This window comes from Undibacterium sp. TJN25, from assembly GCF_049339885.1.
GTDB lineage: Bacteria > Pseudomonadota > Gammaproteobacteria > Burkholderiales > Burkholderiaceae_D > Undibacterium.
Window position 1 is genome coordinate 109,166 of the sequence record NZ_JBMPPM010000011.1, and the last position, 26,727, is coordinate 135,892.

At 58.4% G+C, this 26,727-nt stretch carries 25 protein-coding genes; 14 read left to right on the forward strand and 11 right to left on the reverse strand.

The annotated features are described in order from the left end of the window. The first annotated feature begins 104 nt into the window (after positions 1-104). Positions 105-1,100: a LysR family transcriptional regulator gene (locus tag ACO0LO_RS23690; RefSeq protein ID WP_422968027.1), complete on the forward strand. Its 996-nt coding sequence runs from the start codon at positions 105-107 to the stop codon at positions 1,098-1,100. A gap of 194 nt (positions 1,101-1,294) precedes the next feature. After that, on the forward strand, positions 1,295-2,446 hold the full coding sequence (locus tag ACO0LO_RS23695) for a branched-chain amino acid ABC transporter substrate-binding protein (protein WP_422968029.1): 1,152 nt from the start codon (positions 1,295-1,297) through the stop codon (positions 2,444-2,446). A gap of 52 nt (positions 2,447-2,498) precedes the next feature. Here the strand turns inward: ACO0LO_RS23695 and queC are convergent, their stop codons facing one another. From queC to ACO0LO_RS23710, 3 genes are all read right to left on the reverse strand, one after another. Further along, positions 2,499-3,230, reverse strand: coding sequence for a 7-cyano-7-deazaguanine synthase QueC (gene queC, locus ACO0LO_RS23700; protein ID WP_422968031.1), 732 nt, complete (start codon positions 3,228-3,230; stop codon positions 2,499-2,501). 111 nt (positions 3,231-3,341) lie between these two features. Beyond that, entirely contained in the window at positions 3,342-4,109 is a 768-nt protein-coding gene (locus ACO0LO_RS23705; protein WP_422968033.1) for a DUF3108 domain-containing protein, read from the reverse strand. An 85-nt stretch (positions 4,110-4,194) separates the two neighbouring features. Continuing rightward, complete coding sequence (locus tag ACO0LO_RS23710) at positions 4,195-5,307, reverse strand: DUF3108 domain-containing protein (protein ID WP_422968035.1); 1,113 nt, start codon at positions 5,305-5,307, stop codon at positions 4,195-4,197. Positions 5,308-5,458: 151 nt separating this feature from the next. On the opposite strand from ACO0LO_RS23710, the gene ACO0LO_RS23715 reads away from it, so the two are divergent. The 10 genes from ACO0LO_RS23715 to ACO0LO_RS23760 all read left to right on the forward strand — a co-directional run bounded on the left by ACO0LO_RS23715 (position 5,459) and on the right by ACO0LO_RS23760 (position 17,588). Beyond that, positions 5,459-6,739 (forward strand): branched-chain amino acid ABC transporter substrate-binding protein, encoded by a 1,281-nt coding sequence (locus ACO0LO_RS23715; RefSeq protein WP_422968037.1) that lies wholly within the window; start codon positions 5,459-5,461, stop codon positions 6,737-6,739. A gap of 49 nt (positions 6,740-6,788) precedes the next feature. Then, the gene (locus ACO0LO_RS23720) at positions 6,789-7,607 is read left to right on the forward strand and encodes an enoyl-CoA hydratase/isomerase family protein (RefSeq protein ID WP_422968039.1); all 819 of its coding nucleotides are present in this window, start codon (positions 6,789-6,791) and stop codon (positions 7,605-7,607) included. An 87-nt stretch (positions 7,608-7,694) separates the two neighbouring features. Next, on the forward strand, positions 7,695-8,549 hold the full coding sequence (locus ACO0LO_RS23725; protein ID WP_422968041.1) for a PhaM family polyhydroxyalkanoate granule multifunctional regulatory protein: 855 nt from the start codon (positions 7,695-7,697) through the stop codon (positions 8,547-8,549). Positions 8,550-8,759: 210 nt separating this feature from the next. Beyond that, positions 8,760-9,377: a hypothetical protein gene (locus tag ACO0LO_RS23730; RefSeq protein ID WP_422968043.1), complete on the forward strand. Its 618-nt coding sequence runs from the start codon at positions 8,760-8,762 to the stop codon at positions 9,375-9,377. 432 nt (positions 9,378-9,809) lie between these two features. Next, on the forward strand, positions 9,810-10,685 hold the full coding sequence (locus tag ACO0LO_RS23735) for a fumarylacetoacetate hydrolase family protein (RefSeq protein ID WP_422968044.1): 876 nt from the start codon (positions 9,810-9,812) through the stop codon (positions 10,683-10,685). A 41-nt stretch (positions 10,686-10,726) separates the two neighbouring features. Next, positions 10,727-11,812, forward strand: a complete 1,086-nt coding sequence (gene gtdA, locus ACO0LO_RS23740) for a gentisate 1,2-dioxygenase (protein WP_422968046.1) — start codon at positions 10,727-10,729, stop codon at positions 11,810-11,812. Between the two features lie 94 nt (positions 11,813-11,906). Continuing rightward, a complete protein-coding gene (locus ACO0LO_RS23745; RefSeq protein WP_422968048.1) occupies positions 11,907-13,112 on the forward strand; it encodes an FAD-dependent oxidoreductase in 1,206 nt (401 codons plus the stop codon). A gap of 167 nt (positions 13,113-13,279) precedes the next feature. After that, positions 13,280-14,356, forward strand: coding sequence for a porin (locus ACO0LO_RS23750; protein ID WP_422968049.1), 1,077 nt, complete (start codon positions 13,280-13,282; stop codon positions 14,354-14,356). Positions 14,357-14,435: 79 nt separating this feature from the next. Further along, entirely contained in the window at positions 14,436-15,800 is a 1,365-nt protein-coding gene (locus ACO0LO_RS23755; protein ID WP_422968051.1) for an MFS transporter, read from the forward strand. Between the two features lie 147 nt (positions 15,801-15,947). Continuing rightward, a complete protein-coding gene (locus tag ACO0LO_RS23760; RefSeq protein WP_422968053.1) occupies positions 15,948-17,588 on the forward strand; it encodes a methyl-accepting chemotaxis protein in 1,641 nt (546 codons plus the stop codon). 75 nt (positions 17,589-17,663) lie between these two features. Here ACO0LO_RS23760 and ACO0LO_RS23765 read toward each other — a convergent pair whose 3' ends face one another. Next, complete coding sequence (locus ACO0LO_RS23765) at positions 17,664-18,365, reverse strand: TetR/AcrR family transcriptional regulator (RefSeq protein ID WP_422968054.1); 702 nt, start codon at positions 18,363-18,365, stop codon at positions 17,664-17,666. A 311-nt stretch (positions 18,366-18,676) separates the two neighbouring features. On the opposite strand from ACO0LO_RS23765, the gene leuC reads away from it, so the two are divergent. Together leuC and leuD are read left to right on the forward strand one after the other, a co-directional pair. After that, entirely contained in the window at positions 18,677-20,116 is a 1,440-nt protein-coding gene (gene leuC, locus ACO0LO_RS23770; protein WP_422968056.1) for a 3-isopropylmalate dehydratase large subunit, read from the forward strand. Beyond that, on the forward strand, positions 20,116-20,766 hold the full coding sequence (gene leuD, locus ACO0LO_RS23775; protein ID WP_422968058.1) for a 3-isopropylmalate dehydratase small subunit: 651 nt from the start codon (positions 20,116-20,118) through the stop codon (positions 20,764-20,766). The genes leuC and leuD overlap by 1 nt, the downstream gene beginning before the upstream one ends. Positions 20,767-20,818: 52 nt before the next feature. Here the strand turns inward: leuD and ACO0LO_RS23780 are convergent, their stop codons facing one another. The 7 genes from ACO0LO_RS23780 to ACO0LO_RS23810 form a co-directional block, all read right to left on the reverse strand. Beyond that, positions 20,819-21,286: a DUF4148 domain-containing protein gene (locus tag ACO0LO_RS23780; RefSeq protein ID WP_422968060.1), complete on the reverse strand. Its 468-nt coding sequence runs from the start codon at positions 21,284-21,286 to the stop codon at positions 20,819-20,821. A 199-nt stretch (positions 21,287-21,485) separates the two neighbouring features. Continuing rightward, entirely contained in the window at positions 21,486-21,932 is a 447-nt protein-coding gene (locus ACO0LO_RS23785; RefSeq protein WP_422968062.1) for a nuclear transport factor 2 family protein, read from the reverse strand. Continuing rightward, positions 21,929-22,576, reverse strand: coding sequence for a chalcone isomerase family protein (locus ACO0LO_RS23790; RefSeq protein ID WP_422968064.1), 648 nt, complete (start codon positions 22,574-22,576; stop codon positions 21,929-21,931). The genes ACO0LO_RS23785 and ACO0LO_RS23790 overlap by 4 nt, the downstream gene beginning before the upstream one ends. Beyond that, entirely contained in the window at positions 22,573-23,802 is a 1,230-nt protein-coding gene (locus tag ACO0LO_RS23795; RefSeq protein ID WP_422968066.1) for a class I SAM-dependent methyltransferase, read from the reverse strand. Before ACO0LO_RS23795 ends, ACO0LO_RS23790 begins: the two co-directional genes overlap by 4 nt. Before the next feature lie 11 nt (positions 23,803-23,813). Further along, entirely contained in the window at positions 23,814-24,614 is an 801-nt protein-coding gene (locus ACO0LO_RS23800) for a DUF1365 domain-containing protein (protein ID WP_422968068.1), read from the reverse strand. 24 nt (positions 24,615-24,638) lie between these two features. Further along, entirely contained in the window at positions 24,639-25,922 is a 1,284-nt protein-coding gene (locus ACO0LO_RS23805; protein ID WP_422968070.1) for an NAD(P)/FAD-dependent oxidoreductase, read from the reverse strand. A gap of 235 nt (positions 25,923-26,157) precedes the next feature. Continuing rightward, positions 26,158-26,706 carry a glutathione peroxidase gene (locus ACO0LO_RS23810; protein ID WP_422968226.1) on the reverse strand — a complete coding sequence of 183 codons (549 nt, stop codon included), beginning with the start codon at positions 26,704-26,706 and terminating at the stop codon, positions 26,158-26,160. Positions 26,707-26,727: the final 21 nt, after the last annotated feature.

Consider the following 26,727-nt stretch of genomic DNA (forward strand, 5'->3'; position numbering starts at 1 on the left):
CATGATTTCTATTTGGAATGATTAGATTTGCTAATGTGTGACGGCGGGTGCAGAATAAGGCTGCCTGTTGTTCTCTCGCATTAGCACTCTCCGGGAAATCCGCCATGCCACAAAACCAGATCGTCACCCCGCTTGTCCTGCATGCCATCCAGTATTTTGAGGCGGCAGCGAGGAACTGCAGCTTTACGCGCGCAGCGGAAGAATTGCACGTCACCCAGGGTGCTGTCAGCCAGCAGATCAAGGGGCTGGAAGAGCAGGTGGGCGTGAAGCTGTTCAACCGGCTCGCGCGAGGACTGGCGCTGACGCCGGAGGGGGAGCGCCTGTTCCGTGTCGTACATCTGGCGCTGACGGAGATTGAAACCGTCATGCAGGCCATCCAACCGAGCGCTGCTACCGAAGCACTGGTCATACGCTCATCGCCGTCTTTTTCGATGATGTGGCTGATGCCGCGTCTCAGCCGTTTCAGCAGCCTGCATCCGCAGATAGAAATCAAGCTGCGCGGAGAGCTGTTCGGCATGAGCACCTCAAGGATGAATCTGGAAGGCGTTGATGTACTGGTGCTATATGAACAATTGCAGCAGCGCCGCGAGCAGCATATTACGCCGCTGATGAAGGAGTACTTGCTGCCGGTGGCCAGCGGGGCTTTCCTGGCGCAGACGAAACCCGTGGCGCAGGCGGCGGACTTCAGGCGGCTGAGTCTGCTGCATGACGACGCACCATGGGAAGGCGCAGCGCCCTGCGCGGAATGGGGTGAATGGCTGCGCATTGCGACGCAGGACAAGTCGGGCGCGGTAGAGCAATTCGGCGCGCATGGCCACCAGTACAACCTGGCGCAGCTGGCCATCAATGCCGCCGTGCATGGCGAGGGTATTGCAATGGCGCGTACGTCGCTGATCCATGATGAACTGGCGCACGGCAAGCTGTTGCCAGCGGTACCGCTGGCGACCTGCGCCAGCGCAGCCTATGGCCTGGTAGTCAACAGCAATGCCAGGAATAGCCGCGCGGTGCAGGCTTTTACCGAATGGATCAGTGAGGAGTGCCGGCAGTTTGAAATGCAGAGAGATGCCACACTGGCAGGAATGGCCAGGCTGGTATCCTGATGCGGGAATGGCTAGGCATTAGATTTTCTAATGCCGCAGTATAGAAAACATGGTTTGTGCGGTTTCAGGCTTGGTAGAAAAATGGGCTCCGACGTTTTGCATCGCTGGGCCTGCAGGGCTTAGGCAAACGCCGATTATCTTACCGCTGCCCCGGCGGCTTTCTATTTCAATAACAAACCGTGACCGAGAGAACCATGAATGCCAAAATCTGCGTTTTACCTATCGTCGCTTCCATCATGCTGGCATGGCAGGGAAGTGCGCTTGCCGAAGACATCCTGGTCAAGATCGGCCATGTGAGCCCGCTTTCCGGGCCTTCCGCCCACATGGGCAAAGATACCGAAGACGGCGCGAGGATGGCAATCGACGAGCTGAACACGAAAAACATCTCGATAGGCGGCAAGAAAGCGAAATTCGAACTGGTCGCGGAAGACGACGGCAGCGACCCGAAACAGGCGACGACGGCGGCGCAAAAACTAGTGGATGCCAAGGTGAATGCCGTCATCGGGCACATGAATTCCGGCACCACGATACCTGCGTCCAAGATCTACAATATTGCGGGTATTCCGCAGATATCGCCTTCTGCCACCAATCCCAAATACACGCAGCAGGGTTTCAACACGGCGTTCCGCGTGGTCGCCAACGACGGCCAGTTGGGCGGCACGCTGGGCCGTTATGCAGTGCAGGTCACCCAGGCCAAGACCATTGCCGTCATTGACGACCGCACTTCTTACGGTCAGGGCGTGGCCGACGAATTCATCAAGGGTGCAACAGGCAAATCGCGCACCGTGCTGATGCTGCCGCGCCAGTACACGACGGACAAGGCCACCGATTTCAACTCTATCCTGACCACGATCAAGGGCAAGAAACCGGACCTGATCTTCTTTGGCGGCATGGATGCGGTAGGCGGCCCCATGCTGCGCCAGATGCAGCAGCTGGGCATAGACGCCAAGTTCATGGGAGGCGACGGCATCTGCTCGACCGACCTGGCGAAACTGGCCGGCGAGGCGCTCGGCGAAGGCAAGATAGTCTGTGCCGAGGCCGGCGGCGTGGAAGAGGGGATGAAAGGTGGGCTGGAGAAGTTCAAGACCGACTTCAGCAAGAAGTTCGGCCACCCGGTCGTGCTGAATGCGCCTTACGCCTATGATGCGGTGATGACGGTGGTTGCGGCAATGCAGAAGGCAGGCTCGGCTGAACCCGCGAAATACCTGCCGTCTCTGGCGAATATCCAGTACAAGGGGGTCACCGGCAACATCGCATTCGACGAACACGGCGATATCCGCGACGGTACGCTGACGCTGTATACCTACAAGAGCGGCAAGCGCGAGCTGATTGCCGTCACACGCTAAATCCGGAGACCAGTGAATAGAACCGGGGCACACGCTGTATGCCCCGGTTTTTTTATTCCTTGTCGACCTTGCTGTTACTTTTTTTCGCCACGAACTGATGATAGCCGCGTGCCCTCAGTTCGCAGGCCGGGCAGGTGCCGCAGCCATGGCCCCAGTCATGCAGCTGGCCGCGCTCGCCAAGGTAGCAGGTATGTGTATCTGCGCGGATCAGGTCCACCAGTGCTTCGCCGCCGAGATCTTGCGCCAGTTCCCAGGTTTGCGATTTGTCTATCCACATCAGTGGGGTTTCCACCTTCAGCCGGGTTGCCATGCCCAGGTTCAGCGCGACTTGCAAGGCCTTCATCGTATCGTCGCGGCAATCCGGGTAGCCGGAAAAATCGGTTTCGCACATGCCGCCCACCAGCACGTTGATGCCGCGGCGATAGGCCAGCGTCGCGGCCGTCATCATGAACATCAGGTTACGGCCCGGCACGAAGGTGTTAGGCAAACCGTTTTCCTGCATGACGATCTCGATATCCTCGGTCATTGCCGTATGCGATAGCTGGGAAATCAGCGACAGGTCTATCATGTGGTCTTCGCCCAGCTTCTGTTGCCAGTCCGTCGAAAAACCGCGCATTTTCTCCAGTAGGGTAGGCCGTACCGTCAGTTCTATCGCATGGCGCTGGCCGTAGTCGAAGCCTATGGTTTCGACCCGGCGATAGCGGGACAGGGCCCAGGCCAGGCAGGTCGTGGAATCCTGGCCTCCGCTGAAGAGGACCAGGGCGCTGTCGGTAGATGTGCTCATAAGGGTATCGTATATAGAGTGGCTGGAGCGGCGAAGCCGGGATAAAGCAGAATCATCCCACAAGCGCCCGGGTTTGTGCAGCCTTGTGCATACAGCCTGCTTGCAGCTTTGTTATTTCCTGATATTGCTGATCGTCTGGTCCACGAAGTCGCCATCGGCGTCTTCGAACTTCAGGCGCACCGGATACCATTCCAGCGACGGCGCCAGCCACAGGTCCAGTTGCTGGTCCTTGGAATCCGGTGGCGGCGCCTTGACGACGTGCAGCGTTGTAAGCTCGCCAAAGGCGGTGGACAGGGTTTCCTGCGCCGTCACCTTGAAGGACCACGGGTCGGCATCGCGCCTTCCCGCAGTCAGGAAATGCCATTCGGAGCCCGGCTTGAATTTGTCGCCTGCCGCGCGCGCCAGTGCGACCAGTTGCCACACGGCGCTGGTGCGGTCCTGTTCGCCGCCTTTGATCGTATATTTTTCCGTGGATTCGGAAAAACTGATCTGCCGTGCGGCGCGGTCGAAACTGGTTGTTGTTTCAGCCTTGCGGAAGCGCTTCTCGACGAATTTTTCTGGGCCCAGACCGTAGCTGTCGATGACGCCGATGCTGCTGGCGTCCAGCACCTTGCCGAAGATGGGAGCGCGGGTTTCCGTGATCACGCTATATCTCTGGCTGCCGGCTGCGCCGCTGACCTGCCACTTGACGCTGGCATCTCCTGAAAACGGGATGCCGCTTTGCCGGGCCTTGATCGCATACTGCAGATCCGCAGATGGCGGCAGGTTATACGCATTGCCTCCGCTGTCTGCATGGGCTGCCAGCGATAAAAAAGTGCCGGCAATAAAAAGAGAAATGGCGCGCAGGCGTTTGCCTGTAGGGATGCTGCTATGACGCATGCTGGATGTTCCTGTCGGTGCTTGTTGCGTGGTTATTCTGAGATGCTCGCATGAGCATGGCCTGGCTATTGTTTGGATATTGTGGCTATTGAGTGATCTTGACCACGGTCTGCGTGGTGACCGCGCCGCTGGTCTCGGTATTGCGAATCTGCACAGGATACCATTGCAATTCTGGCGCCAGCCACACATCCAGCCTGGAATTATAGGAGCCGGGGCGGGGCGGGCGCACCAGGTGCCAGGTGTGCAGCGTGCCCAGCTTGGTCGTAATGGTTTCCTGCCCCTGCACGATAAACTGGAACACCGTCGCCTCGCGGTCTTCGCCGACCTGGATGGCAAACTCCTTGCCCGGCTGCATCTGTTTGGGGTCGGCATTGCCTATGCCCGCCAGCTGCATGATGATGGTGTTTTTATCCTGTGCGCCATCGTTCAGTGCCATCGTTTTGGTGGATGCAGAGAAGGTGATGGTTTTTTCATCGCGGTTGAAATGGGTCGCCGTTTCTGAACGGCCGCGCCGTGTTTCGCTGCTGGTGACGGGAGCGATGCCGTTGGCGTCTATCAGGCCCTCGCTGCGCATGCTCAACAGGTTGACGGAGGCAAACAGTATCTTCAGGCCGGCTTTCATCGTCATACGGTATTTGCCGTTGCCGGTCTGCCAGTTGATTTCGCCTTCGCCCAGATAGGGGTTGGGCTGGCCAGGTTTGGTGTTGACCAGTTCCAGTACAAGCCGGGCTGACGGCGGCGGAGCAACCGCATAATGCGGCGTCTGGTCCCTGGCGGGCTTGTCAGTTGCTGGCGCGACCGGTACCTCCGGCATGTTGGACATCAGGTCCGGCGGCGGCGTGACCGGCTGCGCGATCTCCGCCGGCGCAGCTTCGGCGGCGGCCGTTGCGGACTCCGTCGGCTCAGTTGCGGGGGTTTGTGAACTTAGCGCGGAGGAAAAATCGGTGTCGGTAGCGGGACGCTGCACCGGCCTGGGCCGCTGCTTCACCGCTTCGACGGGCTTGGGTTGGGATTCTGCCCGCACCGGGTCGGCAGGCCGCGGTGTCAGGCTGATTTCGACCGTTCTTTCCACCTGCTCCTTGGGCCGCGGCAGGCTGATTTTTTCATCTGCCCAGTACAGCACCAGTATATGCAGCAGCGCCGTGACGGCGAGCGGCACCACCCAGTGTCGGGAATGACGCCTGGTTTGTTTGTTCATGGGCAATGTGATACTGGTCATGATGCTAGTGTAAACGTTCTTGCACATCGCTGCGATGACAGAGAGCGGTGGATTGCCGCCTGGCGGCCCCGGGCCTGACACCGTCTGCGGCATGTAAAATGGCTACTTTATGTATCCAGCAGGGAAATGCATGTCCAAAGTAGCAACTACCGTCTTATGTGCGGCACTGTCGTGTGCATCTGTTGCAGGTGCTGCGGCAACAATGGTGAAGGCCGCAGCGCCTGCCTTGCCTATCCGTATTGCGATGATAGACGGCTTGTCCGGCTCTTTCACCAATGCAGGCGAAGCCGTGGTCCGCAACCTGCAGCTGGCGATAGAAGGAGTAAATGCGCGCGGCGGCGTGAAATTGCCGGATGGGAAGCATCCATTGATGCTTGCCACTTTTGATAACAAGCAGGGAGTGGAAGATTCCCTGACCGAATTCAAGCGCGTGACCGACCAGCACATTCCGTTTGTGGTGCAGGGCAACAGTTCGGCGGTGGCGCTGGCGCTGGTGGATGCGATCAACAAGCATAACCAGCGCGCGCCGGATAACCGCGTGCTGTTTCTGAACTATGCGGCGGTGGATCCTAGCCTGACCAATGATAAGTGCAGCTACTGGCATTTTCGTTTTGATGCCGATGCCGACATGCGCATGAATGCGCTGACCGAAGTGATCAAGGACGACAGCCAGGCAAAACGGGTTTACCTGATAGGCCAGGATTACACGTTCGGCCGCCAGGTTGCCAGGTCGGCGCGCAGCATGCTGGCGGCAAAGCGGCCGGATATTGCCATTGTCGGTGATGAATTGCACCCTATCGGCAAGATCAAGGACTTCTCACCCTATGCGGCCAAGATCAAGGCCAGCGGTGCCGATACCGTCATCACCGGTAACTGGGGCAACGACCTGACGCTGCTGATCAAGGCGGCCAGGGATGCCGGCATGAACACCAAGTTCTACACTTTCTATGCCAATGCGCTGGGCGCGCCGGCGGCGATCGGCGACGCCGGCATAGGACGGGTGCGGGCGGTGGCCGAATGGCATCCGAATGCCGGCGGTGCCGACAGCGATGCATTCTACAGCCGTTTCCGCCAGCGTTATCCTGAGCCTAAAGATGATTATGTGCACATGCGCATGCATGTACTGATCAACATGCTGGCGGCGGCGATAGAAAAAGCCGGCAGCACGGAAGCTGCCGCAGTCGCCAAAGCGCTGGAAGGCGCACAATTCAGCAACAGCTTCTACCGTGCCGCCATGCGCGCGACGGACCACCAGCTGATACCGCCGCTGTACGTGTCCGTCATGCAGAAACGCGATGGCGGCAGCGTGCGTTTTGACAATGAAGGCAGCGGCTACGGTTTCAAGACGGAGCGTTATTTCGATGCCGCGTTGACGGCCCTGCCCACCTCATGCAAGATGCAGAGGCCTTAGCAGCAAGCCTGCACCGGCAATCATAGTCCACCATCATCAGGAGCACACCATGTCCACAGCGCCGTCTTCCCTGTATGACAAATACCAGTCCCTGCAGCTGGAACTGCATCCCGGCGGCATACTGGAAATCGTCATGGGGGCGGCACAGTCGGCCAATGGCAAGCTGTCCACTGCTGACCAGCACCTGCACCGCGAACTGGCCGATATCTGGCGCACCGTCGATGAAGACCCGCAGGTACGGGTTGCCGTCATCCGCGGCGAGGGGCGGGGATTTTCCGCCGGCGGCGACCTGTCCCTGGTGGAGGATATGGCCAGCGATTTTGCCGTGCGCACCCGTGTATGGAAAGAAGCGAAAGACCTGGTCTATAACGTCATCAATTGCAGCAAGCCCATTGTCTCTGCAATGCATGGCCCGGCGGTCGGCGCCGGCCTGGTTGCCGGACTGCTGGCGGATATTTCCATCGCCGCGAAGTCGGCGCGCATCATAGACGGCCATACGCGGCTGGGCGTAGCCGCCGGCGACCATGCAGCGATAGTCTGGCCTTTGCTGTGCGGCATGGCCAAGGCCAAATATTACCTGCTGCTGTGCGAGACCGTCAGCGGCGAAGAGGCTGAACGCATAGGCCTGGTGTCGCTATGCTGCGAAGATGCCGACTTGCGTGCCAAGGCCTTTGAGGTTGCAGCGCGGCTGGCTAACGGTTCGCAGAGTGCGATACGCTGGACCAAGTATGCGCTGAATAACTGGCTGCGCATGGCCGGCCCCAGCTTCGACGCTTCGCTGGCGCTGGAGTTCATGGGGTTTGCCGGGCCCGATGTCCACGAAGGAATTGCATCGTTGCGGGAAAAGCGGAATCCACAGTTTCCTTAGCAGCTACCTCACCGCAACTAATGAGATGGCTTCAAACGCATATTCAGAGTACCCTGCCGTAATGGCACATTTGATAAGGAGAGCGCGATGACATCCCAATTCCCTGGAGGCGACATGCCCGGCATGGCGGCAATGAACGATACCCTGTCTTTTGTGAAAAAACTGTGGGGCGGCATGCAGGTGCCCGGCATGATTGCTCCCACGGTGTCGATTGACGACCTGGACAAAAAGATCAAGGACTTGAAGACGGTGGAGTCCTGGCTCAACGTCAATATGAACATGCTGCGTGGAACCATACAGGCGCTCGAAGTACAGCGCGCGACGATTGCCACATTGAATTCGCTGGGTGCAAGCTTTTCCAATGCGATGCACACTCCCGCTACGCCGGCTTTTGCAGAGCCGGCGGCCGATGCCGGGCCCAAGGCCGTCAATCCCGAATGGCCGATGCCTCCTTCAGCCACTACAGCGCCCGCTGCCGCACCATCAGCCGCCGAGCCGGAAGATGAAGCTGAAGAAGGCGAAGAGGAAGCGGCCGCGGATGGTTCCTCAGCACAGGGCAGGCAGCAAGATACTGCTGCGGAAGATGCCGCGGCATCGCAATTCGTCAATCCTGCAGCCTGGTGGACCTTGCTGCAGGACCAGTTCAAGCAGGCGGTCAGCAATGCCATGGCCGGTGAACTGACCGGAGGCAAGCAGGCGGAGCAAACGCCTGCGCCCGCAGCCAAAACAGCGGCGGCAAAACCGGCCTCTCGATCAGCTCCCAAGCCGGCCGCAAAGACCGCCGCAAAGGCCACTTCAAAAACAGCTGCCACGGCGGCAGGCGCAAGTCCGAAGAAAGTTGCGGATCAGGCGGGCAGCAAACGTGCCGCCACGGCGAAAGGGGCGTCTTCCAAAGCAAAATCCGCTGTGGCTACGCCACGGCGCGTCACCCCCAAAGCCTGACCACGCTTCAGCACGGCCCGCGTGTCTGTTTTGAACCGATAAGGCACAAACCGGCATCTACAGCCGGTTCCGCAGCGCCCGGCAGCAAAACCGGGAATGCAATACAATTTCCCGGCGCAATCGGCGGCTCAATGTATCTGGTTGCCGGCTTGTTTAACCGCGGGCGGCGGATTTCCCTGTGCTCATCACCCTCATCAGAAAGCCCTACCTATGAATACTGTTCCCTCTGTCCGGCAGATATTGTCGGCTACTGTCGTTTCCGTTTCCCTGCTGTCCAGCGTCGCTGCGATTGCCCAGACGGCGCCTGCGCGCATTCGCGCGACCATCAACAAGATCACCGGCGACAATGTGGACGTCACCGATATCGGCGGCAAAAACATGACGCTAAAGCTGGCGCCGGACGTCGGTTTCCTGAGCGTGGATAACGCCGCCATCACCGACATCAAAACGGACAGTTTCATCGGTACTGCCGCGATTCCGCTGCCGGACGGTACCTTGAAAGCGATGGAGGTGACGGTTTTCCCGCCCGGCATGAAGCCCGGTGAAGGCCATTATCCATGGGACCTGGGCGACAACAGCACCATGACCAACGGCACCGTCGGCGACGTGGTCGTCACTAGCGGCCGCACGATCACCGTCAAATACGCCAAGGGAGAAAAGAAAATCATGATCCCGGAAAATGCGCCTATCGTTCGTCTGGCTCCCTCCGACCGCACGCTGCTGGTAGCGGGCGCCCACGCGATCTTCTTCATGTCCAAGGCGGCCGACGGCTCGCCGCTGGTAGCGCGGGCGGCTATCGGCAGAGGCGGCGTCGTGCCACCTATGTAAGCGCTCACCTTCTGTAACACCGGCATTGGGGCTTGAGGCCCGCAATGCCGGCTGGCCGGCAGCCGGCCCCTGCAGTGCTGTTTCCATTGCCAGACTCTTCTCACACCACCTGCTTCACGGCCCCATGTTTTTCAGTGGAGAGCCTCTGTTTTCCCTTAGCATCCTTGCTGCCCGCAGCGTAGATATCTTCCTCCCCCTGGTGTTTTGTCGGCGCTCACGGCTCTCCAGCGCCAAGTCATATTGCTATGCAGCAATTTGTGCGTGTATAATTATTTTTATACTGCGCTCAAAATTTAATTGACTTACAAATTTCACGGAACAATAATAGAGTGCGCTCAATAATAAGCTCGCTATAAAAAATTTGCTCGGCCTGCCTGCGGTCCGCGGAGACAAATCCTTTCTACAGTGAGCCTTCACTTTTGGAGGTAGTAAATGAAACTATGCCGGTATAACGACAACCGCGTCGGCCTGGTCGAAGACGGTCTTGTCTACGACGTCACCGCAATTACGGCCTCGCTGCCTCCATTGGCCTGGCCGGTGACACCGGGCGACCAGTTGCTGACACATTTGCCGCAACTGAAAGACAAGCTGCTGGCTCTGAAAGCCAATGCGGCGTCATTACCCATCTCCGAAGTCAGGCTGCTCAGTCCAGTGGCCAACCCATCCAAGATCATTGCCGCGCCGCTTAACTACCATGCGCATGTGGCGGAATCGGCAGCCGACAAGCAGATTCACAATGGCGTGCACTTGCCGGGTTATGAAGGCTTCGCATCGCCGGTCGCAAAATTCGGCGTGTTCCTGAAATCCCCGTCCTCAATTGTCGGCGCCGGTGAAGGCGTGGCAATTGCCTACCCCGGCCGCCGCAACGACCATGAAGTGGAACTCGCGGTCATCATCGGCACCCAATGCAAGAATGTTTCCGCGGCGGACGCGTTCAGCGTTATCGCCGGTTATGCGATCGGCCTGGACATGACCGTGCGCGGCCCTGAAGACCGTAGCTACCGTAAATCTGCCGATACCTACAGCGTACTCGGCCCCTACCTGGTGACGGCTGATGAAATAGCGGACCCGGACGTGCTGGATTTCTCCATCACCGTCAATGGCGAGCCGCGCCAGTCCGCCAATACGCGCGACCTGATCACCGGCGTGGCCGAGCTGATTGAAGTCGCCTCCCGCGCCTATACGCTGTATCCGGGCGACATCATCATGACCGGCACACCGGAAGGCGTGAACACCATCGTGCCCGGCGATGTCATGCATGCGCGCATTGAAGGCATAGGCGAAATGGACGTTGCTGTCAGGGCCTGAAGAGGCCTTCAAGCGAACCGAATGCGGTTGAGGAGACTAGCATGAGCGATTTGAACACATCAGCGGCAGGCCCTGCGGACAGTGCAGACGCAGCGGATGCCGCAGAAAAACGGCGTAGCGAACGCCAGATTTTCTACAAGAAGATAGACCAGTACAACCTGACGCCCTTGTGGGAGCAGTTGCACAACCTGGTGACAAAAACCCCGGTTTCCGACTGCCGGCATGCGCATTGGGAATACGGGAAAATGCGCGCCTACCTGGCGGAAGCGGGCGACCTGATTACCGCGGAAGAAGCGATACGCCGTGTGCTGGTGCTGGAAAACCCAGGCCTGCGCGGAAAAGCGGCGGTCACCACATCGCTGTACGCGGGTTTGCAAATGATATTGCCGGGCGAGATCGCGCCACCGCACCGTCATACCCAGGCAGCGTTGCGCCTGGTGCTGGAAGGGGAAGGGGCCTACACCTCGGTGGAAGGCGAAAAAACCATCATGCACCGCGGCGATTTTGTCACTACGCCGTCGTGGACCTGGCACGAACATGGCAATGAATCCGATGCGCCGATGATCTGGCTGGACGGCCTGGATGTGCCGCTGGTGGCGATGCTGGACGCGAGTTTTTCCGAGCACGCGCATGAACAGAAAACGCCTTCTGCCTTCAAGGCGGCGGGTGACAGCAAGGCCCGCTTCGGCAGCAACCTGCTGCCGGTGGATTGGGTTCCGCCTTCGCCTTCTTCGCCGCTGTTCTGCTATCCGTATAAGGAAACGCTGGCCTCGCTGCGCACGATTGCCGCTGGTGAAGCGGATGCCTGCCACGGCTACAAGCTGCGCTACGCCAACCCCGTCACCGGCGGTTATCCAATGCCGACCATGGGTGCCTATATCCAGTTGCTGACGGATGGGTTTGCCACGGCTGGCTACCGCTGTTCCGCCGGAACCGTATTCGCCGTCATCGACGGCGAAGTCACTGTGGAGCTGGAAGGCGCGAGTTTTACGGCACGCCCGAACGACGTTTTTGTGGTGCCGAGCTGGGCACGCCACTGGTTCACCGCTCGCGGGGAAACCGTCCTGTTCAGCTTTTCCGACCGTCCGGTGCAGGAGGTGCTGGGCCTGTGGCGTGAACAACGCTGAGCATGCCGGCACGCGGCAAAAATATTTTTTATTAAACAAATAGGTGGGCGGCGCCTGGGGGCCGCGCGCCTTGTCATTATCCGGATCAAGAAATATGGAAAAGAATCCCGTTGTTATCGCAGGCGGCGGCCCGGTCGGGCTGGTTACTGCCCTGTCGCTGGCACGCAAGGGCATCGACGTTGTGTTGCTTGAGGGAGAGGCCGACATTCCGCGCGATCTGCGCGCCGGCACCTTTCATCCGCCTACAGTGGAAATGCTGGACAGCCTGGGAGTGGGAGCGCGGCTGCTGGAGCAGGGAATCAAAGTGCCGGAATGGCAGATTCGCGATCGCCGCAATGGTGTAGTCGCGCAGTTTGACCTGGGCATGATAGGCGACATGACGCCGCATCCTTTCCGCCTGCACTGCGAGCAGCACAAGTTGTCGCGCATTGCGTACGACGCGCTGGCGCAATACCCGAATGTACGCGTGCTGTTTTCACACCGCTGCACCGGCTACACGCAAGACAATGAAGGCGTCACTGTGGCGGTGGCGACACCGTCCGGCACCGAAGAAATACGCGCCAGCTACCTGGTCGGCACGGATGGCGCGCGCAGTACAGTGCGCAAGGAAATGGGCGTGGAATTCGAGGGGTTTACCTGGCCCGAACGTTTCCTGGTGTTTGCCACCCCCTATGATCTGCGCGAACAGGGTTTTACCGGCAACGCTTATATCGCCGACCCGGATGAGTGGTGCGCCATCTTCATCCAGCCGCATGAAGGACCTCCCGGCATCTGGCGCATCGCTTTCCCGACCAAGTCGGAGATGAGCGAAGAAGAAATCCTGTCGGATGAATTCGTGCAAAGCCGCATCAAGGGTTTCCTGAAACCGGAAATCGATTATGAAATCGCCTATCGCAGCGTATACCGCGTGCATCAGCGCGTTGCTGCAGACTTCCGCGTCAAGCGCGTGCTGCTGGCGGGTGATTCCGCACACGTGAACAATCCTTTGGGCGGCATGGGACTCAATAGCGGTATCCACGATGCCGTCAATTTGGGTGACAAGCTCAGTGCGGTGCTGGCCGGCGAGCAGGAGCAGGATTATCTGGACCGCTATGTGCGGCAGCGCCGCCTGACCAATATTGAATATGTGCAGGCCATCACGATACGCAACAAGCGTCTGCTGGAAGAGCGCGATCCGCTGGTGCGGCAGGAAAGGCTGAATGAAATGCGCGACATCGCTGCCGATCCGGACAAGGCGCGCACCTACCTGCTCAATTCCTCAATGATTGCCAGCGTCAGGCGCGCACAGGAGATTCAGTAAAGCCGCATTCAATAGCGGCACCAGCAACACTGGCAACACCAGCAACACCAGCAACACCAGTTAAGCAGTACCAGAAAAAATCCAGACATAGCCGCATGACAGATATTCCAGGTATTTAAAATTATCATAAAGGAAGAGACGCAATGAACAAGAGCAGCAAAATACTCATGGCAACAATGTTGTCCGTGGCCGGCGGTGCGTACGCGCAATCCAGTGTCACCATCTACGGCAGCATCGATGCCGGCGTCAGCTACGTCAATAACCAGCGCGGTGGTAGCAGCGTGCGCGAAGATACGGGCAACCGTTCCCCGGACCGCCTCGGCTTTCGCGGCACGGAAGATCTGGGCGACGGCTACAAAGCGCTGTGGCAGCTGGAAACCGGCTTCAACGTGGATGACGGCACCAATAAGAAGCCTACGGTCTTTTTCAACCGCGCAGCGCTGGTCGGCCTGTCCGGCCCCATGGGTACGCTGACGCTGGGCCACATGCCGGACTTCATGTATGAATACCTGCGCTTCCAGAGCAGCGGCAATATGGGCTCTGCGTACTTTTTCCATCCGGGCAACCTGGATAACCTGGCCAGCCAGTTCCAGCTGGACAATGCCATCAAATATGAATCGCCTGTATTCAACGGCTTTACGCTGGGAGCGATGAATGGTTTTGGCGAACAGACGGACGGTTTCAACAAGCTGCGTTCGTATAGCTTCGGCGCCAAATATATAGGCGAAGCACTGAACGCCGGCCTGGCTTATACCTCGTCCAACAACCGCGCGATCAATATCGGCGGCACGCTCGGCGTAGGCAAGCTGCTAGGCCAGACGTTGAGCGCCAACCCGGTGGCGCCAAATGCGGTATATGCCAACTTTAATGCAGACAGCGTCAAGAGCATAGGCCTGAGCGCATCCTACAAAGTGGGCGACTTCACGCCGCATTTCATGTATTCCCGCATCAAGCTGGAAACCGCCGCCGGTTCCGCTGCGGAAGCCAACTATGAGGCAGGCACCGACTATGCGGTCACCGGGCTGGACACAGTAGGCGCATCGTTTACCCGCACGACCTTCCAGGACATTCGCTGGAACCAGTACAACCTGATTAATATGTACCGCCTGTCCAAGCGCACCCAAGTATATATCGCCGCTTCCTACCAGAAAGCGGATAACGGCTATGCGGTGATCAACAGCTTCCTGCCGTCCAATACGCAGTCGCAGTCGGTCTACCGGGTAGGCGTGCATCACCTGTTTTAAGATGCTTGCGAAAAGCAGCGCCATGCGGCTATCGTAGCGCGGCGGCACGGCGCACTATTATAAGGAGACGGGGTACAGCATGGATACAAGTGCAAGGCAAATTGATGTAGTCGACCTGATCGACAAATCAGGGATCAGGAAATTTCATGTGAACCTGATTTTCTGGTCTTTCCTGATCATGGTCGTGGACGGCTTCGACCTGCAGGCGATAGGTTATGTGGCGCCGTCGCTGATCAAAGCGTGGCAGCTCAGCAGGGCTTCTTTTGGAATTGCGTTCAGTGCGGGTCTGGTCGGCATGATGATAGGCGCCACGCAGGGCGGTTCGATGGGCGACCGTTGGGGCCGCAAGCGTACTGTGCTCGCCGGAGTTGTCTGTTTTGCGCTGTTCACACTGGTCACCGCCGGGGCGACAGGGTTGAGCAGCCTGGTTGTGCTGCGCTTCCTGGCCGGCATAGGCCTGGGCTGTGCAGTGCCGAATGCGATTGCGCTGAATACGGAATACGCGCCAAAAAAATACCGCGCGACGATGGTTACCGTGATGTTCCTCGGCTACACGATAGGCGCGGCGCTCGGCGGCGCCGCGGCTGCGCTGATGATTCCACATTTCGGCTGGCAATCGGTGTTCGTGCTTGGCGGTGTTGCACCCCTGCTGGTGGCAGTGCTGTGCTATGTCTACCTGCCGGAATCGATACGTTTCCAGATCCTGCGCCGCGGCGGTCCGGGTGCGATGCGCGCGCACCTGCAGAAGTGGTTTCCCGAAGCAGGCATCACCGAGGACTCAGAACTGGTCGTGCATGAAGAGGTAAAGGCGGGAATGTCGTTCACCCACCTGTTCAAGGAAAACCGCGCGCCTTTTACCGTCCTGTTGTGGACCTGCTTTATCGCCAACCTGATCACGCTGCACTTCATTGCCAACTGGCTGCCTACCGTCATCGAAAGCACGGGCATTCCGCTGCAGCGCGCGGTCATCGTAACATCGCTGTTCCAGCTCGGCGGCACGCTGGGCGGCATTGTCATCAGCCGCCTGCTGGACCGTGGCAGCCTGATGCCCCTGGTGGGATTTTTCGGCGCGGCCGCAGTGATGATTGCATCCATAGGCGCGGTCAACAACAGCGAAAGCATGCTGGAGGTCGTGGTGTTTGCGGCAGGCCTGTTCGTCGTGGGCACACAGTTCGGGCTGAATGCACTGGCAGGCAGCTCCTACCCGACCTTTATCCGTGCAACCGGAGTGGGCTGGGCGCTGGGCATAGGGCGCATAGGCTCCATCCTGGGACCCATGGTCGGCGGCATCCTGATTGCATTGAAGCTGCCGTTGCCTCAGATATTTCTATACGGGGCGATCCCCATGCTGGTCGGATGCGTCGCCTCTTTCATGCTGCTGACGTTGCGCCGGAAAGCCATCCAGCGCGGAGAAGACCTTACCGTTGTGGCTGGTTCGCACTGAGGTGCCGGCTGGAATCGATGTTTCAGCATTCAGCACCATAGCGGAAACGCGATGGCAGGACGCGCTGCGCAGCAAGACTGCCGGCGCGTCTTCGCCTTGGAAGCAATGCCGCCATAAGCGGTACCGATGAAGCAAGGAGCAAGCAAGATGAAGTTGACCGACATGACAATTGGTAAAAGGCTGGGCGGGGGTTTTGCCGCACTGCTGGTGTTGATGGCTGCGATGGCAGTGATCAGCGTAATGCGGCTGCAGAGTGTGGGCAATGCCACCGAGGCCATGGTGCGCGATGCGCTGGTCAAGGAGAGGCTGGCGTCGGAATGGATGAAGATCATCGAAGGCAACAGCATACGTACGCTGTCGCGCATCAAGAGCGATGATCCCGAGACGCAGAAATTCTTTGCGCAGCAGATCGCCGGCCAGAGCGTGCGCGCCAATGAAATATACAAACAGCTGGAATCGACCACGCCGCAGGGCAACAAGCACATCCTGCAAGTGCAGGCCCAGCTGGAAAATTACAAATCGGTGCGCGACGCGGTGCTGAAACTCAAGACTGCAGGCGATGAGGCTGCAACCAAGGAGGCAACCGAGAAACGGCTTATCCCTGCAATGCAACAATACAATGATGCAGTGCTCGACTTCGTCAATTCGCAAAAGGATTTCATCAATACTTCAGCCGCCGAGATCGATGCCAGTTATCGCAGCGGCAGGATATTCCTGATTGCGCTGGCCGTGGCGGCCCTATTGGTCGGTGCGGTTCTGGCGCTGCTGCTGTCGCGCAGCATCGTGCGCCCGCTGGCGCGCGCGGTAGACGTTGCCCGGGCCGTTGCCGCGGGCGACCTGAGCACTACCATTACATTGTCCGGCAAGGATGAAACCGGCCAGTTGCTGGAAGCGCTGAAGGAAATGAACCAGAATCTGTTCGAGACGGTGAGCCAGGTACGCAGCGGCGCTGCCAGCATTGCCACCGCATCGAGCGAGATCGCTTCCGGCAACCTGGACCTGTCCACGCGCACGGAAGAGCAGGCCAGCTCTTTGCAGGAAACCGCGTCTGCGATGGAGCAGCTGAGTTCCACGGTCAGGCAGAATGCCGACAATGCGCGCCAGGCCAACCAGCTGGCGATGACCGCGTCCAGCGTTGCCTCGGATGGCGGCAAGGTGGTGTCGCAAGTCGTCGATACGATGAATTCGATCAATGACTCGTCCGGCAAGATCGTCGATATCATCAGCGTCATCAACAGTATCGCCTTCCAGACCAACATCCTGGCGCTAAACGCAGCAGTGGAGGCCGCGCGCGCCGGCGAGCAGGGGCGCGGTTTCGCCGTGGTTGCCAGCGAAGTACGCAACCTGGCGCAACGCTCTGCGGCAGCGGCGAAGGAAATCAAGACCCTGATCGACGATTCTGTAGAAAAGGTCCAGGTCGGTAGCAGGCTGGTGGATGACGCCGGTATCACGATGGAGAAAATTGTCGCCAGCGTCAGGCGTGTGACCGATATCGTTGGCGAAATCAGCGCAGCCAGCCAGGAACAAAGTACGGGCATAGAGGAAGTCAGCCGCGCTGTCATTCAGATGGATAAAGTGACGCAGCAGAACGCGGCGCTGGTAGAGCAGGCTGCGGTCGCCGCCCATTCGCTGCAGGACCAGGCCGCCAATCTTGAGCAGACGGTCAGCCTGTTCCAACTGGGGCACCGGGTGGCGGCGCAGCCGGCCTTTAGCGGAAGAGCTTCCGGCGCCGATGCGTTGAGGACGGTATTGCCGGCAAAGCCTGTATCCAGGCTGAGGATAGGTTAACAAGTAGAGGGCAGGACGGACCGGATATTGCCGGCAGCCTTGGCCTGTGGCTAGGTGGCGAAGATGCCGGAGGCTTCAGGCTTCCGCTTCGCCCTCGCCAGGTTTGACGCCGCACAGGGCGATGGATAGCAGCTTGCGCAGGTGGGCGACGCCGGTTTCCATGTCGGGATGTTCGTTGCCGTTGATCCAGCGGCGAACTTCCGTCATGTAGATAGTCAGGATCAGCGAAGCGATTTCCTGCGCGGGATAGGCGGAACAAATCCTGCCGGCATCCTGCTTGGCCTGGATGATGGCGGACACCATGTCCATCGTACGGCCGCGGCGAGCATAGAAGCGCATTGTTTCAGGGCCTTGTGCTGTGGCGCGGGACAGGAAATCAAACGTTTCCTGGATGGCAGGCCGTGAAAGGCGCGGCTCGCTGGACCAGTACTGGTAGCGGCGGCGGAAGAAATTCGTCAGCTGGTCGATCAGCGTACCGCTTTTCGGTGTCTCGGACAGGTCGTCGGTGATCTGGTCGAGATCGTCGTTGATGATCAACATCAACAGGTCGCGCTTGTCCTTGGCGTACACGAACAGCGTGCCTATCGCGACATCGGCGCGTTCGGCGATTTCACGCGTGGTGGCGGCATCGTAACCCTTCTCCAGGAACATTTCGCGGGCTGCCTGCTTGATGCGCCTGCGCTTGTCCAGTTTGCTGCGCTCCCGCAATCCCAGTTTGGCAGGCGCGGCGCCGGCAGGCGAGGTGGTGGAGTCGGGTGACAGGACGGTTTCAGACATGATGTTTTTATTGGTAATAGGCTGCTGGCTGCTAAATGCATCCCCGGTACCGCCCGGGATATGGATATGGGGTATGTAGGGATTATAGCGTGCCGACATCAAAAAAATCTGTAGTTCACTCAATTGTGACCAAGTTTTACTTTTGAAAACGCACACTGCAGAAAATGATTTCTGCATCGCAATATTGGAACGCATTTCATCACCAGGAGCGGGGGTGAACGGGTCCGCACGCTGGATTGATTTCAATAGGCAAACGCATCTCACTCCTATGGATGAAATGAATTCCAGTTACTGTTCCGGAAGGACTAAGGATGTTAAAAGCACGGACTTTATACGACAAGCTATGGGATGAGCATGTTGTCAGGACAGAGCCGGATGGCACGGCGTTGCTGTATATAGACCGCCATCTGCTGTACGAAGTGACCAGTCCGCAGGCATTTGAAGGCCTGGAATTGCAACAGCGCCCGGTGTGGCGCGCTGCTGCCAATCTGGCGGTCTGCGACCACAATGTACCGACCTCCGGCCGCGCACAGGGAATCAGTGATCCGCTGGCGCGCCTGCAGGTGGAAACGCTGGCACACAATAGTGAAAAACACGGCATTGCCCAACTGAGACTGCATGACCGCAGGCAGGGTATTGTCCATATTGTCGGTCCCGAGCAGGGCGTGACGCTGCCGGGTATGACTGTCGTCTGCGGCGATTCGCATACCAGCACCCACGGTGCGTTTGCCGCGCTGGCGTTCGGCATAGGCACCAGCGAGGTTGAGCACGTGCTGGCGACGCAGACGCTGCCGGCAAAGAAAAGCCGCAATATGCGCATTGAGGTCACGGGAACAATGCCTGCCGGTTGCAGCGCCAAAGACCTGATCCTGCATATCATCGGCAGCATAGGCAGTGATGGCGGCGTCGGCATGACGATAGAATTCAGCGGCCCGGCCATTTCTGCGTTGTCGATGGAGGCGCGCATGACCTTGTGCAATATGGCGATAGAAGCCGGCGCGCGCAGCGGACTGGTGGCGGTGGACGACGTCACGATTACCTACCTGCAAGGACGTCCCTCCGCGCCTGCCGGCGCAGACTGGCAGCAGGCCGTGCAGCACTGGCGCACGCTGGTGTCGGATCATGGCGCGCATTTTGACCACGAGCTAGGCATTGATATTTCGTTCCTGAGGCCGCAGGTCACATGGGGCACGTCACCGGCGATGCTGGCCGACATCGATGGCACGGTGCCCGATCCTGCCGATGAAGGCGACCCGGGCAAGCGCGCTGCGATGGTACGCGCACTCGCGTATATGGGGCTGGCACCGGGGTTGGCGATACAGGAAATTTCGTTCGACAAGGTATTCATCGGCTCCTGTACCAACAGTCGCATCGAGGACCTGCGGTCCGCGGCTGCGGTGGTGAAAAAGCTGGGGGGAGCGGTGGCGCCTACGGTAAAGATGGCAATGGTCGTACCGGGTTCCGGCTTGGTCAAGCAGCAGGCCGAACACGAGGGCCTGGACAGAATATTTACCGATGCAGGGTTCAGTTGGCATGAGCCGGGCTGCTCGATGTGCCTGGCGATGAACGAGGATAGGCTGGCGCCGGGCGAGCGCTGCGCATCGACGTCGAACCGCAACTTTGAAGGGCGCCAAGGTGCGGGTGGACGCAGCCATTTGATGAGTCCGGCGATGGCCGCCGCCGCGGCGATCGCCGGCCATTGCGTGGATGTGGCTTTGCTTTTTGATGCCGGGGTCACAGGAGAAAACTGATGGAAAAATTTGCTAGCTTCTCAGGCCTCGTCGCTCCACTGGACCGCGATGATGTGGATACCGATGCCATTATTCCCAAGCAATTCATGAAATCAATTTTCCGCACCGGCTTTGGGGACAACCTGTTCGATGCCTGGCGCTACCTGGATGAAGGGGAACCGGGCGCCGACAATAGCAAGCGGCCGCTGAATCCGGATTTTGTGCTGAACCAGCCGCGCTACCGGGCGGCGGCCATCCTGCTGGCGCGTAAAAATTTCGGTTGCGGCAGCTCACGCGAGCATGCGCCGTGGGCCCTGCTGCAATACGGGTTCAAGGTGGTGCTGGCGACCAGCTTTGCCGAAATTTTCATGGGCAATTGCTACAAGAACGGCCTGCTGCCGGTGGCACTGGAGGAGGCGCAGATAGAAGACATTTTCCGGCGCATGCGCGACTTGCCTGCCTATGTGCTGACGGTCAGCCTGGAAAACCAGACTGTCAGCGATGGATACGGAAATTCCTATGGGTTTGCCATTTCAGCTTATGTGAAGGAGGCGTTGATGACAGGCTCGGACGAGATCAGCCTGAGCCTGGCGCACCAGGAAGAAACCAGAGCATTTGAAGCGCAGCGCTTCCAGCGCTACCCGTGGCTGCAACACCCGGTCCGGATATGACAACGGCGCGCCGCTGCATTATCCGGCAACCTGGCTCACTAGCCCTTAGCCCTTAGCCATGGCTTGCGCCGCTGGCGCCGGCGGCAACGGCCGCGTGGCTGCCGGCTTGTGGATGGCTGACCACGGGATAGTCCCAGTCCGACACAAACAGCGTACCGTCGGCGCGGGCCATCGCCAGTTCCTGTTTGACTTGCGCGCGCGTCTTGCCTGTGCCTGCTGCAACGGGGGAGATATGCGGATAGTCATAGTCGGAATCCGCCAGCAGGCTGCCATCCTGACGTGCTTCCTTGACTTCGGCAACGACTTCAGCGCGGGTCAGCGTGGATTTCAGCACGGGGAAGGTAGGCCAGTCGTAGTCGGATGAAAACAGGGTTCCCTGTTGCCGCGCTTCGCGCAATTCATTGACTACTTGCTCGCGGGTCTTGCCAGCTGCATTTGGAGAGACTGATATCTCCTGGGAAAAAGCAACAGAGCTTGCCGCTGCCAGTGCCAATAATATAACTAATTTCTTCGCGTTCATGTTCATTCTCCAATGGGTAGGGTGATCAATCCAGTCTTGCGGCAGGCCGGTAAGGCTTGAACCGCATTTGACTGGCATGAACGGAAGTCTAGAGATATCACCGCAACAGGAAGATGACGCGATTATGACGAATTTGTAATAAGCCTGGATTTATTGGCCAGGGGCGCCGCACATGCCGCAAGAACGTGGCGGCAAACGACTATTTACTGGCGATCCTCTTCAGCAGTCGCATCAGGCCGCGCAGTACCGGAATTTTTTCATACAGTTCTTCCGCCGCGTCCCAGTAGTCGCGATGATAGTTGACACGGCCCACCGCATTGAAGCGCAGATGCGTGGCCCCGCGTATGCGTTGTTCGACACCGGGCTTGCGCTTCATCTCAAACAGGAAATCCCAGGTCAGGAAGGCTTCATTGTGCTGCAGCACGCGGCTATGAATTTTGAAATGGGGGTTGCCCACCTGCGCAAACATGTGCAGGAAAATAGGCTTGATCTCGTCCAGGCCTTCCACTTCATTAAAAGGGTCTTTGAAGAAGGCGTCGCCGGTGTAGATCAGGTGCAGCTGCTGGCAGGATTGCAGCGTCAGCGTTTCGAAAAACTCCACGACCATGTCAAGGTCTTTGTCGTAGCTCATCAATGTATTTGTCATGGCGTGCGTACAGGGTTAGGGTCAGCAGTTGCGGCCGTTGAAGAGGCAGGTGATGTCATGGACGGAGCAGGCGCTGCCTGCGACAGCAGCTTGCTGCGCAATGCCGGCGCGGTCGTGTTCTTGTCCAGCCAGATCGCAAAGAAGGCGTGCGCGAATTCTGCATCGGCTATTTCGCCGAGAGCGTTGCCGTTCAGGTAAAACCGCGCGCCCTGCGCCGGCAGGTAGATGCCGGTAATGCGGTCGCCTTCGCGCACGTCGGGAAACAGGCGGTTCATCTGTGTCAGCCATTTCTGCCGGGTTTCTTCGCTGCCCAGTTTCAGCCTGGTGATTTCTTCATAACTGGCTTTGGCAATTTTTGTGCCGACCAGGGCACGCGCATATTGCAGTTCCAGTGCAAATTTGTTCTTGCCGGGCGCGTCGTCGCGATAGCCGGCGTCTGTGACCCATAGCGCAGCGTCATAGATTTTCAGGCCGAACCAGCGGAAGCTGCCTGCGCCCGCCAGGTGTGCATGGGAGAATTCAGCTTGAACAGGTGCAGGGACTTCCGAGGGCTCAGGTGCGGTTTCTTTGCCCCATGCGTTTGCCGCCAGCATGCACAGGCAAACCAGCGCCATGCGGGCAAGCCTGCAAAACGCCAGTGTCATGGTTTGACCAGCGTGAATTGCGTGACATTGATACTGCCCGCGCGGAAGCCTGCTTCGCAATACGCGAGGTAGAATTCCCAGGTGCGCAGGAATTTTTCATCGAAGCCCTGTGCCTTGATTTCCTGCAGTTTCTCTGCGAACGCGGTGCGCCATTCCAACAAGGTGCGGGCATAGTCCATGCCGAAACTGAAGGTTTCAACGACCTTGAGACCGTGGTTTTCCGCGTACTGCGTGAAGACCTCAATAGAAGGCAGCATGCCGCCCGGGAAGATATATTGCTGAATAAAGTCTGTGCCCTTGCGGTAGCGGTCGAACAGCGCATCATCGATGACGATAGTCTGTATGCAGGCGCGACCGTGCTGCTTCAGGTTGCGGTGTATGCAGTCGAAGTAGCTGGGCCAGTATTTCTCGCCGACAGCTTCAAACATTTCTATGGAGGCGATTGCATCGTATTCGCCCTTGCTGTCGCGATAGTCCTGCAGCTTGAGCTGGCTATGCTGTTGCAGGCCGGCGCGGTTTAGTCGCTGCTGCGCAAATTCCAGCTGCTCGCCGGACAAGGTCAGCCCCGTCACATGGGCCCCAGTCTCGCCGGCGGCAATCTCGGCAAAGCCGCCCCAGCCGCAGCCTATTTCCAGAATTCTGGAGCCGAAGCCGACCTGCAATTCATCCAGGATGCGGCGGTATTTGTTGACCTGGCCATCCTGCAGACTGACGACGTGGCCGGATGAAAACAGTGCACTGGAATAAGTCATCGTCGGATCCAGCCACAGGCGGTAGAAGTCGTTGCCGATGTCGTAGTGGGCATGGATATTCTTTTTGCTGCCGGTGCGCGAGTTACGATTTAGCAGATGCCTTGCCCTGTATAGGAGATTGCCCCACCAGGTACCGTAAATAATTTCTTCCAGGTGCCGACGGTTATACGAGATCAGTTCTATCAGCGCAGGCAGGTTATTGGTAGTCCAGTGGCCGTCGATATAGGTCTCGGCAAAACCGATGTCGCCGGACTTCAGGATTGCGTTGCAGACCTGCCAGTTACGCAAGTTCAGGCTGACGGCTGGTGTGCCGTTGCCGAAGCCGGCGGTTTGTCCGTCGGGAAATAGCATCTGCAGGCTGCCATGTTCCAGCTTTTGCAGCAGGCGGATGATGAACTGCGCTTCCGCAGGAAAGCCGCTGGTGTCCAGGCTGGCTTGACGGGTATTTTCCAGGGTAAAAGAATTAGTGGCCATTTTTTGTCTCTTTATCTGCTGATGTCGCTGGCGGGTGGCGCCGGTTTGGAAAAGAAAGGAATCCGCTTCAGCCACAGGCGCAGGGCCTGTACATGGATACGGACGATGACGGCCAGCGTCATCAGGGGGAAGCGCAACATGGCCCAGCCCAGTGCACGGTCGCTCAAGGGTTGCGCAATACCCGATATGCTGGTCAGCAGCAGCGGGCCGGACGCATCGTCGTAGTCGATGCTGGCGACATGGTGTTGCAGCATCTGCCCGCCGGCTTGCCTTTCCGATTGCATGAAATGGAAACGGTATCCGCCTTCCAGCGGGCAAAAGGGAGATACGTGGAAAATCTTCTTGGCCGTCAATTCCTGGCCGTAAGCCTGGACTGTGCCGGTCTCCAGCAGGTACACATGTTTTTCGCCAAAGGTATTGCAGACCTCCACGACGATGGCGCGCAGCGCGCCGTCCTGGCGGTGGCAAAACCAGAAAGACACCGGGTTGAATACGTAACCGAACACGCGCGGGAAACATTGCAGCCAGATTTCACCGTCGGCATCGGCAATGCCCTGCTGCTGCAAAATGCCGTTGACCCAGGCCAGCGGAGCCTGCTTGCCGTCGCCGTGGTCTTTATCATGGAAGGACAAAAGGTTGAAGCGATTGTGTGAAAAGAAACGGGCCGGCAATGGCGTTGCCGCCGACGCTTTCAAGGGAATGCGCAGGAAGAAGACGCCGTAGGTAAACGCGTTCTGCGCCGGGCGCAGGCGCTTGTGCCTGACGGCGCCGGTGCATAGCTGGGTGGCGTCTGGGCTCGTTGCCGTATTCATGGGATTGTGCGCGTCCATGCCGGTTCAGGCAGCCCGGGCCGTTTGCCGCGCACTTGATTGCGCTATTCCTTCGGCGGCCAGCAAACCCGATTTCAGCCCGTCTTCATGAAAGCCGTAACCGGTCCATGCGCCCGCGAACCAGATATTGCGCTTGCCCTGTATGGCGGGCAGCAGCGCCTGTGCTGCAATGGCAGCCTGGTCAAAAAACGGGTGTGCATAGTCGTATTCGGCAATCAGCTTGCCCCGCGCGGGTTCTTCTATTGGATTCAGGCTGACGATGACCGGTGTCGTAAACGGCAGCGGTTGCAGCTGGTTGATCAGGTAGTGCACGCAGACGCGAGGGTCCGCGCCGCTACTGCTCTGGTAGTTCCAGGCCGACCAGGCTTTACGGTGCTGTGGCAGGAAGCGCGCGTCGGTATGCAGCACTGCACGGTTCGGCTGATACGTGATGGCGGACAGCACGGCACGCTCGTCGGAGGTGGCATCCGTCAGCAATTTCAGGCTTTGATCGCTGTGTGCGGCGAGCACCGCATGATCGAATTCCCTTTGCACCCCGCCGGCCTGAACCAGCACTGTGTTGCGGTTGCTTGCGCGTACCGACTGTACCGGCGTTTTCAGGTAGGTCTGCGTTATCTGTACCAGCATTTCGTCTACATATTTCCTGGCGCCGCCTTTGACGGTGCGCCATTGCGGCCTGTTGTTGACTTGCAGTAAACCGTGGTTGTGGCAGAAGCGCACGAAAGAAGACAGGGGAAATTCCAGCATTTCTTCCGCCGGGCAGGACCAGATGCAGGCAGCCATGGGCAGCAGATACCAATGCCGGAATTCGGTGCTGTATTTATGTTTTTCCAGAAAACGGCCCAGCGACAGGTGGATGTCGGCGTCCTGCATCAGTGCGGCGATGGCGCTTGCCTGGCGATTGAACCGGATGATGTCGGACAGCATGCGCAAAAAGCCGGGGTTGATCAGGTTGCGCCGCTGCGCAAATACGGTGTCGAGACTGGCGCCCGCCCATTCCAGCGTTCTATTGTCGACCGGCATTTTTACCGAGAATGACATATCGGTAGCCGCGGTTTCCACGCCCAATTCGTCAAACAGCTGTACCAGCTGCGGGTAGGTGCGGTGGTTGAAAACCAGGAAACCGGTGTCCACACCATGGCGATGGCCGTCCAGTTCAACGTCGACAGTGTGCGTATGGCCGCCAAAATAGTCATTGGCTTCGAACAGCGACACCGCATGTCCTGCGCGGCTCAGTTTATAAGCGCAGGACAAACCTGAGATACCTGATCCTATGACGGCGATGTTCATGGTCTTCATGTCCAGTGAGTGGCCCTATAGGGCTTCGTATGATCTTTTTGATATTTTTATTGCTGCGTATGTGAGGGATATACGGGACGCTTGCCAAACTGGATTCAGTTTTTGCAAAAAAATGTTACTTGGGGGCAGTAAGCCAGGCGCAGCGTGCCGGCCGGATCGCCGCAAGGGGCGGAAATGAAAAAAGCCTGGCGGAACCAGGCTTTTGCAATCGAGGGAAGGGTAGAACTTATTCGGCCAGTGCTTTTTCCACGTCGGCGACCAGCTTTTTATCATCCGGCGTTGTTTCGCTAGGATAGGAGGCGACGACATTGCCTTTTCTGTCGATCAGGTATTTGGTGAAATTCCATTTAGGCGTCCTGCCGGTAGCCTTGATCAGCTCGGCATGCAGGGGATTTACATCCTTGCCGGTGACCGAGGATTTGGCGAACATCGGGAATTTGACGCCGTAGGTATTAAAGCAGAAGTCCGCTATTTCCTTGCTGGAGCCCGGTTCCTGTTTGCCGAAATCATTGGACGGGAAGCCCAGTACCACGAGGCCTTTGGGGTTATATTTGGCATGCAGCGCTTCCAGGCCTTCATACTGCTTAGTAAAACCACAATAACTGGCGGTATTGACGACCAAGGTTACCTTGCCTGTATATTGGCAGAGGTCTTGTTTGGCGTCATCCTGCAGGCGGTTAAACGTATGGTGCAGAATGGCCGGGCAGCTTTCCGGCACCGCTGCCGATGCGCTGGATGTGATACCGCCGGCCAGGATGCTGAATAAAACGATCATTCCGGCAACTAATTTCTTGTG